Source organism: Phenylobacterium sp., assembly GCF_035276905.1.
Taxonomy (GTDB): Bacteria; Pseudomonadota; Alphaproteobacteria; order Caulobacterales; family Caulobacteraceae; genus Phenylobacterium.
The window spans coordinates 1-2,713 of the sequence record NZ_DATELG010000101.1; the positions used below are offsets into that span (position 1 = coordinate 1).

3 protein-coding genes are annotated in these 2,713 nt (G+C 68.6%); all 3 read right to left on the minus strand.

Annotated features, from left to right (window positions below; all coding sequences use genetic code 11):
• A partial coding sequence (locus VJS38_RS04420) for a cation:proton antiporter (RefSeq protein ID WP_324086938.1) occupies positions 1 to 253 on the minus strand: 253 nt, incomplete at its 3' end.
• Positions 254 to 318: 65 nt separating this feature from the next.
• Entirely contained in the window at positions 319 to 1,059 is a 741-nt protein-coding gene (locus tag VJS38_RS04425; RefSeq protein ID WP_324086939.1) for a DsbA family protein, read from the minus strand.
• Between the two features lie 56 nt (positions 1,060 to 1,115).
• Positions 1,116 to 2,525 (minus strand): M48 family metalloprotease, encoded by a 1,410-nt coding sequence (locus tag VJS38_RS04430; RefSeq protein WP_324086940.1) that lies wholly within the window; start codon positions 2,523 to 2,525, stop codon positions 1,116 to 1,118.
• Between the last annotated feature and the right edge of the window lie 188 nt (positions 2,526 to 2,713).

Below are 2,713 nucleotides of genomic sequence, written 5' to 3' on the forward strand. Positions count from 1 at the left end.
GCACCGCCAGGATGTCCTTGGGCGAGAAGTGCAGGCCCACGCCGAACATCAGGAGGATCACGCCGATCTCGGCCAGCTGGCTCGCGACCTGGCGGTCGGCGATGACGCCCGGCGTGAAGCGACCGATGACGACGCCCGCCAGGAGGTAGCCGACCAGCGGCGACAGCTTCAGCCGCAGGGCGCCCAGGCCCAGCAGGAAAGCCAGCACGAAGGCGCCGACCAGGGTCAGGATCAGGCTGTCGCCATGCGGCATCAAAAGGTCCGAATCCGAGATCCGCAGAGCGCGGAAGTCAGATCGAACATACCAGCGCTCTGTTGTCAGCTGATGGTCTTCAGCTTGCCGGCCTTGGCGACGGTGATGGCGGCGCGCACGGCGTTCATGTCCGCGCCGGGCACCAGGGTGTCGCCGACGATAAAGGCCGGGGTCCCCTCGAGCTTCAGCGCCGCGGCCAGCGAGCGGGTGTCGGTGAGCTGGCGCTGGATCGCCGGGTCGGTGGCCGACTTCCGCGCGGCCTCGGCGTCGATGCCGAGGTCCTTCAGGTGGCTGTCGAGGGAGGCGTCGGTCAGCGCCTTCTCGGCCATCCAGCCCTTGTAGATCTCCAGGCCCTTGGCCTTGACCTGCGGGGTCAGCGCGATCCTGGCCGCCGTGTCCGACAGGTCGCCGAAGATCGGGAACTCCTTGAAGACGAAGCGGACGTCGGGGTGGTCCTTGATCAGCTGGAGGACCTGCGGGGCGGCCAGCTTGCAGTAGCCGCAGCGGTAGTCGAAGAACTCCACGACCGTGATCTTGCCGTCCGGATTGGCGACGAAGTCGCGCGGGTCGTGCTCCAGCTGGTTGCGGTACTTCGCCAGCGTGTCGCTGGAGGCCTTGGCCTCGGCGATCTGGTCCTTTTCGCGCAGTTTCTCGGCGGCTTCGCGGATCACCTCGGGATGTTCCAGCAGGTAGGCGTGCACGCGCTTGCCGAAAGCGTCGTCGGACTTGTGGCAGCCGGTGAGGGCGAGGGCGGCGGCGAGCGCCAAGATGACGCGGGAAGAGGCGGCGCGGGAAGCGATCTTCATGGAACCTCAGATAGGCTGCCGGCGCGGCCGTGGCCAGTCCGTCGGCGTTTGGTCGGCTAACGCACCTGGGCCTGGGACCTGGAGATGGCGCCCTCGCGGGCCAGCTGCTGCAGGTCGTCCTTGCTGGGCTTGGAGACCAGGACGATGTCCGTGGCCCGCCGCCAGTCCGGCGTGTCCTTCGGCAGCTTTTCGCGGGCGCGCATGGCGAAGACCCGCGCCTGGGTCATGTCGCCGATGTTGTACTCGTATTCCGCCGTCGCCAGGCGGGCGAGGCCATCCTTGCCCTGCTTGTCGTAGGCCTGGGCGAGCAGCCGCCAGGCCTCGGCGTTGTCGTTCTCTTCGGTCAGCGCCTTCTTCAGCTCGGCGACGCCTTCTTCGACCTTGGCCTTGTCGTCGAGCGCGATCAGGGTCTGGCCAAGGTTGACGTGCAGCAGCGGGGCTTCCGGCTTCAGCTGCACCGAACGGCGCTGCGGGCCCTCGGCCTCCGGGGCGCGGCCGAACTCGAACAGCACCTGGCCCTTCAGCTCCCAGAGGTAGGGGTTGTTCGGCTGCTCCTGCAGCAGGGCGTCGATCATGCGCAGCGCCTTGTCGGGCTCCTTCATCTGGTAGTAGGCGATCGCGCGGGCGTAGCGGGCCGGATAGCTCTTGTCGGTCTCGGAGTACTTTACGATCGCTTCCTGCGGACTGATGAAGCCGTCCAGCTTGGCCTTCATGATGGCGTGCTCGGCCATCGCCAGGGGGCTGTCGGTCTCGCTGTAGTGCGACTGCGCCTTGACGCGCGTCTCCAGCGCGTCGATCCGGTCCGACGACAGCGGGTGGTCGCGGAAGTATTTGTAGCGCCGCGCTTCGTCGAACACCTCCTGGTAGCGGAAGTTGTCGAAGAAGTCGGCGAGCCCCTTGCCGGAAAGGCCGGCCTTTTCCAGGAGCGTGGCGCCGGCCTGGTCGGCGCGCGCCTCCTGCTCGCGGCTGTAGCCGATGGCGCCCAGGGTCCCGAAGTAGCCGGCGCTGCCCATCAGGCCGACGGCGGCGTCGCCCGAGCCGGCCAGGGCGGCGAGCACGCCCAGGCCCATGGTCAGCAGAAACGGCCGCATGCCGGCGCGGCTCATCTCGCCGGAGCGGAAGCTGTGGCCGGCGGCCAGGTGGCCGACCTCGTGGGCCATGACGCCCTGCAGCTCGTTGGGATCCTTGGTCTGCAGGATCAGGCCGGTGTTGATCCCCATCACGCCGGGCGCTGCGAAGGCGTTCAACTCCTTGGAGCCGATCAGGGCGATCTGGACGTTGGCGGGATTGATGCCGGCGGCCCGCAGGATCGGGTCGGCGTCCTTGTGCAGGATCTCCTCGATCTCGGTGTCGCGGATCAGGGTCTCGCGCTCCTGGGCCGCGACCAATGTCGGGCGGGCGACGAGACTGACCGACAGCGCCGCGGCGAGGACCAGACGTGAGATCGACTTGGCAGGGGAGACCATGCGCAACTCTCTATGCCGTCCCCTGAACGCCCGCTGACAGAGTAAAGCCAATCCGGCCCGGGTGGAACCACCCGGGCCGGACCGCTGACGGGCGATCCGCCTCAGCCGCGCCGCCACCAGCCACGACGGGGCGCCGTCGGCGGGGCGGTGATCTCGGCCGGATCCGGCTCGCGCGGGGCGGGCGCAGG